The organism is Duganella vulcania, from assembly GCF_009857655.1.
GTDB classification, from domain to species: domain Bacteria; phylum Pseudomonadota; class Gammaproteobacteria; order Burkholderiales; family Burkholderiaceae_D; genus Rugamonas; species Rugamonas vulcania.
In genome coordinates, this window is sequence record NZ_WWCX01000008.1 from 116,531 (window position 1) to 124,330 (window position 7,800).

General features: G+C 64.4%; 6 protein-coding genes. 5 read left to right on the forward strand and 1 reads right to left on the reverse strand.

Annotation, left to right across the window (positions count from 1 at the left end; all coding sequences use genetic code 11):
- Positions 1-71: 71 nt before the first annotated feature.
- The 4 genes from GTP90_RS08440 (at position 72) to GTP90_RS08455 (ending at position 4,932) form a co-directional block, all read left to right on the forward strand.
- Positions 72-2,195, forward strand: coding sequence for a M3 family metallopeptidase (locus GTP90_RS08440; RefSeq protein ID WP_254451774.1), 2,124 nt, complete (start codon positions 72-74; stop codon positions 2,193-2,195).
- Positions 2,196-2,221: 26 nt separating this feature from the next.
- Positions 2,222-4,348, forward strand: coding sequence for a M3 family metallopeptidase (locus tag GTP90_RS08445; protein ID WP_161083083.1), 2,127 nt, complete (start codon positions 2,222-2,224; stop codon positions 4,346-4,348).
- An 87-nt stretch (positions 4,349-4,435) separates the two neighbouring features.
- Positions 4,436-4,645 carry a VF530 family protein gene (locus GTP90_RS08450; protein WP_161083084.1) on the forward strand — a complete coding sequence of 70 codons (210 nt, stop codon included), beginning with the start codon at positions 4,436-4,438 and terminating at the stop codon, positions 4,643-4,645.
- An 8-nt stretch (positions 4,646-4,653) separates the two neighbouring features.
- On the forward strand, positions 4,654-4,932 hold the full coding sequence (locus GTP90_RS08455; protein WP_161083085.1) for a DUF4404 family protein: 279 nt from the start codon (positions 4,654-4,656) through the stop codon (positions 4,930-4,932).
- Between the two features lie 43 nt (positions 4,933-4,975).
- Here GTP90_RS08455 and GTP90_RS08460 read toward each other — a convergent pair whose 3' ends face one another.
- Complete coding sequence (locus GTP90_RS08460) at positions 4,976-5,485, reverse strand: DUF1269 domain-containing protein (RefSeq protein ID WP_254451775.1); 510 nt, start codon at positions 5,483-5,485, stop codon at positions 4,976-4,978.
- Between the two features lie 159 nt (positions 5,486-5,644).
- Here GTP90_RS08460 and GTP90_RS08465 point away from each other — a divergent pair.
- Positions 5,645-7,800, forward strand: a 2,156-nt coding sequence (locus GTP90_RS08465; RefSeq protein WP_161083086.1) for a YgiQ family radical SAM protein, incomplete at its 3' end; no start/stop codon positions are given.

Sequence of the window (7,800 nt, forward strand, 5' to 3'; positions counted from 1 at the left end):
ATGATCTTGCGCTTCCATGCTGCGCTTTGTCGCGTCAGCATTTTTCCCCGGCGTTTATGAAAGATACCCACATGTCCCGTCCTCAAATGCTCATCATTGCGGCCGCCCTCGGCCTGGCCTTCTCCTCGACCGTGCTGGCCGCTCCGGCGGCTGCGCTGGCCGGCAATCCGCTGGCCACGGCCAGCACGCTGCCGTTCCACTATCCGGCATTTGACAAGATCAAGGACGAGCACTTCCAGCCGGCGTTCGTCGAGGGCATGCGCATCCAGCTGAAGGAAATCGAGGCGATCGCCAACAACAAGAAGCCGGCCACGTTCGAGAACACCATCGTCGCCATGGAGAAATCCGGCGAGCTGCTGACCCGCGTGCAAACCACCTTCGGCAACCTGCAGGGCGCCAACACCAACGACAAGCTCGACGCGATCGACAGCGAGATGTCGCCCAAGCTGGCCGCCCACGGCGACGCCATCTACCTGAACCCCAAGCTGTACGCGCGCGTGAAGTCGCTGTACGACAACCGCGACAAGCTCAAGCTGGACGCTGAATCGAAGCACCTGCTGGAACGCTACCACACCGATTTCGTGCGCGCCGGCGCCAAGCTGTCGAACGCCGACAAGGAAAAACTGAAGGCCATCAACGGCGCCATCGCCACGCTGCAAACCACCTTCACCCAGAACGTGCTGAAGGAAACCAACGCCTCGGCGCTGGTGGTCGACACCCGCGAGGAGCTGGCCGGCATGACCGACGCCGCCATCGACGCCGCCGCGGCAGCCGCCAAGGCCAAGGGCATGGACGGCAAGTTCCTGGTCGCGCTGGTCAACACCAGCGGCCAGCCGCCGCTGGCGGTGCTGACCAACCGCGCCGTGCGCGAGCGCCTGATGGCCGCTTCGCTGGCACGCGGCAGCCACGGCGGCGAGTTCGACAGCCGCGAAGTGGTGCTGAAGATCGCCAAGGCGCGCGCCGAGAAGGCCGCCCTGCTGGGCTACGCCAACTTCGCCGCCTATTCGCTGGAAGACCAGACCGCGCACGACACCGCCGCCGTCAACAAGCTGCTGGGCGAGCTGGCCAAGCCGGCCGTCAACAACGCGAAGAAGGAAGCGGCCGACCTGCAAGCCGTGGTCGACGCTGAAAAGGGCGGCTTCCAGGTCGACGCTTCCGACTGGGCCTTCTACACCGACAAGGTGCGCGCCCAGCGCTTCGCCTTCGACGAGAACCAGCTGAAGCCATACTTCGAGCTGAACAACGTGCTGACCAACGGCGTGTTCTACGCCGCCGGCAAGCTGTACGGCCTGTCGTTCAAGGAGCGCAAGGACTTGCCGGTGTATAACCCGGACGTGCGCGTGTTCGACGTGTTCGACGCCGACGGCAAGCAGCTGGCCATCTTCATCGCCGACATGTACGCCCGCAGCAACAAGCAGGGCGGCGCCTGGATGAACGAGTACATCTCGCAATCGTCGCTGCTGGGCACGCACTCGGTGGTGGCCAACCACCTCAACATTCCCAAGCCGCCAGCAGGCGAGCCGACGCTGCTGACCTACGACGAAGTCAAGACCGCCTTCCACGAGTTCGGCCATGCGCTGCACGGCATGTTCTCCAACGTGAAGTATCCGCGCTTCTCCGGCACCAGCGTGCCGCGCGACTTCGTCGAATATCCGTCGCAGGTCAACGAGATGTGGGCCGTGTGGCCTGAAGTGCTGGCCAACTACGCCAAGCACTACAAGACCGGCGCGCCGATGCCGAAAGAGTTGCTGGACAAGGTCATCGCCTCGAAGAAATTCAACCAGGGCTTCCTGACCACCGAGTACCTGTCGGCCTCGCTGCTGGACCAGCGCTGGCACCAGCTGACCCCGGCGCAGATCCCGACCGACGTGCTGGGCTTTGAAGCGCAGTCGCTGAAGGACATGGGCGTGGACTTCGCGCCGGTGCCGCCGCGCTACCGCACCACCTACTTCTCGCACAGCTTCTCGGGCGGCTATTCGGCCGGCTACTACGCCTACCTGTGGTCCGAGAAACTGGACGCCGACACCGTCGAATGGTTCAAGGAAAAAGGCGGCCTGAAGCGCGAGAACGGCGACTGGTTCCGCGCCAAGCTGCTCTCGCGCGGCGGCACCGACGATGCGATGAACCTGTTCCGCAACTTCCGCGGCCGCGATCCGATCATCGAGCCGCTGCTGGAACGTCGTGGCCTGAAATAATATAAACCGTTTATAAGAATCGCCACATGAATACCAACCTGATTATCGCCGCCGGCGTGGCGGCCGTCTTCAGCGTCGCGCATGCGGCCGAGCCAGCTTCGATGCTGCCGGCCAGCAATGCCTTCGCCAAGGCCAGCACGCTGCCGTTCGGCTATCCGCCGTTCGACCAGATCAAGAACGAGGACTATGGTCCGGCCTTCGCCGAGGGCATGCGCATCAACGCCGCCGAGATCGAGGCGATCGCCAACAACAAGCAAGCGGCCACGTTTGAAAACACCATCGTCGCGATGGAGAAGGCCGGCCAGCTGTTGTCGCGCGTGTCCAGCGTGTTCGGCAACCTGTCCGGCGCCAACACCAACGACAGCTTCAAGGCGCTGGAGCGTGAACTGTCGCCGAAACTGGCGGCCCACAGCGACGCCATCCGCCTGAACGCCAAGCTGTATGCGCGCATCAAGTCGCTGTACGACAAGCGCGCCAAGCTGCACCTGGACGCCGAGTCGCTGTATGTGCTGGAACGCTACCACACCGACTTCGTGCGCGCCGGCGCCAAGCTGTCCAATGCCGACAAGGAAAAACTGAAGGCGCTCAACAGCGAACTGGCGCAGCTGTCGACCAGCTTCGCCCAGAACGTGCTGGAGGAAGCCAACGCCTCGGCGCTGATCGTCGACACCCGCGAGGAATTGGCCGGCATGCCGGACAAGGCGATCGACGCCGCCGCCGCCGACGCCGCCAAGCGCGGCCTGGTGGGCAAGTTCGCCATCCCGGTGGTCAACACCACCGGCCAGGCCAACCTGGCGGTGCTGACCAACCGCGCCGTGCGCGAACGGCTGATGGCCGCGTCGCTGGCGCGCGGCAGCCACGGCGGCAAGTACGACAACACGCAAGTCGTGCTGAAGACCGCCAGGCTGCGCGCGGAAAAGGCCGCGTTGCTGGGCTATGCCAACTTCGCCGCCTATTCGCTGGAGGACCAGACCGCGCACACGCCGGAGGCGGTCAACAAGATGCTGTCCGAGTTCGCCCGTCCGGCCGTGGCCAACGCGAAAAAAGAGGGCGCGGAGATCCAGCAGGTGATCGACAAGGAAAACGGCGGCTTCCAGCTGGCCGCGCACGACTGGTCGTTCTACAGCGACAAGGTGCGCGCCGAGCGCTTCAACTTCGACCAGAACCAGCTCAAGCCCTACTTCGAGCTGAACAACGTGCTGACCAACGGCGTGTTCTTCGCCGCGAACAAGGTCTACGGCCTGACGTTCAAGGAGCGCAAGGACTTGCCGGTCTACGATCCCGACGTGCGCGTGTGGGACGTGTTCGATGCGGACGGCAAGCAGCTGGCCATCTTCATCGGCGACTACTACGCCCGCAGCAACAAGCGCGGCGGTGCGTGGATGAACGCCTACGTGTCGCAGTCCAGACTGATGGGCACGCATCCGGTGATCGCCAACCACCTCAACATTCCGAAGCCGAACGCCGGCGAGCCGACGCTGCTCACCTACGACGAGCTGCGCACGGCCTTCCACGAGTTCGGCCACGCGCTGCACGGCATGTTCTCCGACGTGAACTACCCGCGCTGCGCCGGCACCCGCGTGCCGCGCGACTTCGTCGAGTTCCCGTCGCAGGTCAACGAGATGTGGTCGGTCTGGCCCGAGGTGCTGTCCAACTACGCCAAGCACTACCAGACCGGCGAGCCGATGCCGCAGGCGCTGCTGGACAAGGTGATCGCGTCGAAGAAATTCAATGAAGGCTACCGCACCACCGAGTACCTGGCCGCCTCCATCCTGGACCAGAAATGGCACCAGCTGGACGCGTCGCAGATCCCGGCCGACGTGCTGGCCTTCGAGGCGGCGTCGCTCAAGGCCGCCGGCGTCGACTACGCGCCGGTGCCGCCGCGCTACCGCACCACCTACTTCTCGCACGTGTTCGCGGGCGGCTATTCGGCCGGCTACTACGGCTACCTGTGGTCGGAGAAGCTGGATGCCGACACCGTCAACTGGTTCACCGAGAACGGCGGCATGCTGCGCAAGAACGGCGACTGGTTCCGCAAGATGCTGCTGTCGCGCGGCGGCAGCATGGATGCGATGCAGATGTTCCGCAACTTCCGCGGCCGCGATGCCCGCATCGAACCGCTGCTGGAGCGCCGTGGCTTGACTGAAAAGTAAGCTCCAGGCTGGACAGGGAAGCAGGGCCGGGCGCGATTTGTGTAAGAATCGCGTCCGGCCCTTTCATTTTATGAGTAAGATACAACCATGAGTAACGAACTGCACGGCGTGACGCTGGAAGCCATCGTGACCCGTTTGCACGCGCATTACGGCTGGGAACAGCTGAGCCGACGGATCGACATCAATTGCTTCATCAGTGATCCGAGCATCAAGTCCAGCCTGAAATTCTTGCGCAAGACCCCGTGGGCGCGCGCCAAAGTCGAAGAACTTTACGTCGCCACGAAATTTACCGACTAGGGATAGATATGGAAAGCAATCTGAAGGCATCACTGAGTACCCTGCGCAACCACCTGGCCAGCGCCGGCCCGATCGATGATGAGTTGAAGCAGTTGCTGACGCAGCTGGACGGCGACATCAAGCAGTTGCTGGAACGCCGCGCCGCCGAGGCCGCGCCGGACGAGAGCACGACCTACGGCCTGGCCGAGCGCACGCAGGAAATTTCGGCCAAGTTCGCCGTGCGGCATCCGCAACTGGAGCCGGCCCTGCGTGAGCTGGGCAACATCCTGTCGAGCATGGGGATTTAAGACGGGGAGAACCCGGGGAACCTAAGTCCCCGGGCAGCCGGCGTTACGGAAACGCCAGCATCGGCGGTTCCATACCGCCAAAGCTGATTTCGGGATGACGCTTGGCGATCATCTCTTCGATTTCTTCGACCCGCCGCACCGGCACGTCGACGATCAACAGCACCTGCCCCTGCTCGATGCGCGAGGCGAACGGCTTGAGGCGCGAATTCGGCACGGCCGCCGCGTTCATGCCCGAGGCCCAGCCGCCGAAGATCGCCCCGGCCAGCGTGACCAGCAGGATGGCGGCGGTGCGCAAGGTCATGCCGTCCATCGGGAACAGCGTCAGGAACACGCCGGCGCCCAGGCCGACGATGGCGCCGATCACCACACCCAGCTGGGCTCCATGGATCAGGTCGGTTTTCTGCATGAAGTTCACGTCCGGCATGTCCGAGGGCAGCGGGTCCCTGGCCATGAAGCGCATGTGGCCGATCTCGATGCGGGCCAGCAGCAATTCATCCAGCATGGCGCGGGCGCTCGGCACGTCGGGCAGCATGAAATAGAGTCTGCGTCGCATAATGGTCTCCCAGCGATAGGTATCTAACCGTTATAGCAAAGTTGCTGACTATAGCAATGTGAATCCGTCATCATTTTCACTCAAGTGATTGAATAGTAAAAGAATTTTTCTTTCAGGCACAAGCGGACCGGGGGCATTTCCGGTACAATGCTGTCCGATATGAGCTCCCCTACCAATTTATTTGCGACCGTCCCGAAGCGGTCTGCCCGCGCTGCCGCTGCGCCTTTCCTCCCGATGTCCCGCGCCGAAATGGATGCGCTGGGCTGGGACGAGTGCGACGTCATCCTCGTCACCGGCGACGCCTACATCGACCATCCGAGCTTCGGCATGGCGCTGGTCGGCCGCCTGCTGGAGGCCCAGGGCTTCCGCGTCGGCATCATCTCGCAGCCGGACTGGACGTCGGCCGAGGCCTTCCGTGTGCTGGGCAAGCCGCGCCTGTACTACGGCATCACGGCCGGCAATATGGATTCGATGGTCAACCGCTACACGGCCGACCGCAAGATCCGCTCGGACGACGCCTACACCGCCAACGCCGAGCCGAACAAGCGGCCCGACCGCGCCGTCACCGTGTACGCCCAGCGCGTGCGCGAAGCCTTCCCCGGTACGCCGGTGGTGATCGGCTCGATCGAGGCCTCGCTGCGCCGCATCGCCCACTTCGACTACTGGTCGGACAAGGTGCGCCGCTCGGTGCTGACCGATTCCAAGGCCGACCTGCTGATCTTCGGTAACGCCGAGCGCGCGCTGGTCGACCTGACCCACCGCATGGCGGCCGGCGAGGACATCAAGTCCATCCGCGACCTGCGCGGCACCGCCTTCATGGTGCCGGCCGGCTGGCTGCCTGGCGAGGACTGGGGCGTGCACAACAGCACCCGCGTGGACGTGCCGGGCAAGGTCGACGCCCATCCCGATCCGTACATGATGGTGCAGCAGAACACCGCGTCGTGCGCCACCAGCAACGGCGGCGACGCCGCCGCGCCCGCTCCGGCCGAAGTGGTCAAGCCGATCCGCATCATGAGCCGCGAAGAGCGCCTGGCCATGGCCAAGGAAAAGCACAACAAGACCGTGGTGCGGCTGCCGTCGTACGAAACCGTCAGCACCGATCCGGTGATGTACGCGCACGCCTCGCGCGTGTTCCACCTGGAGTCCAACCCCGGCAACGCCCGCGCCATGGTGCAGGCGCACGGCGAGCGCGACGTCTGGCTCAACCCGCCGCCGCTGCCGCTGCGCATGGACGAGATGGACGGCGTGTACGACATGAACTACGCGCGCGCGCCGCATCCGTCCTACGGCAAGGCGCGCATTCCGGCGTGGGAAATGATACGCTTCTCGGTCAACATCATGCGCGGCTGCTTCGGCGGCTGCACCTTCTGCTCGATCACCGAGCACGAGGGCCGCATCATCCAGAGCCGCTCGGAGCCGTCCATCCTGCGCGAGATCGAGCACATCCGCGACAAGACCAAGGGCTTCACCGGCACCATCTCCGACCTGGGCGGCCCCACCGCCAATATGTACCGGCTGGCCTGCAAGGACCCGAAGATCGAGGAAACCTGCCGCCGCCTGTCGTGCGTGTACCCGTCGATCTGCGTCAACCTGGGCACCGACCACAGCAAGCTGATCTCGCTGTACCGCAAGGCGCGCGCGATTCCCGGCGTGAAGAAGATCCTGATCTCGTCGGGCCTGCGCTACGACCTGGCGGTGCGCTCGCCCGAGTACGTCAAGGAACTGGTGACCCACCACGTGGGCGGCCTGCTGAAGATCGCGCCGGAGCACACGGAAGAAAACACGCTGTCGAAGATGATGAAGCCGGGCATCGGCGCCTACGACGAGTTCAAGGAAATGTTCGACCGCTTCTCGCTGGAGGCGGGCAAGAAGCAATACCTGATCCCGTACTTCATCGCGGCCCACCCCGGCACGACCGACCTCGACATGCTGAACCTGGCGCTGTGGCTGAAGAAGAACAACTTCAAGCTGGACCAGGTGCAGACCTTCATGCCGACGCCGATGGCGATGGCCACCACCATGTACCACACGCGCAAGAACCCGCTGCACAAGGTGACCGCGGAGTCGGAAGTGGTCGAGACCGCGCGCAGCGGCAAGATCCGCCGCACCCACAAGGCCTTCCTGCGCTACCAGGACCCGGAGAACTGGCCGATCCTGCGCGAGGCGCTGGTGGCCATGGGCCGTGGCGACCTGATCGGCAATGGCGACAAGCACCTGATCCCGTCGTGGTCGGCGGGCGAGGGCAACGCGCCGGATCCGAGCCGGCGCGCGCCGTCCGGCCCGGCGCCGAGCGCCAAGGGCGCCCGCTCCGGCGT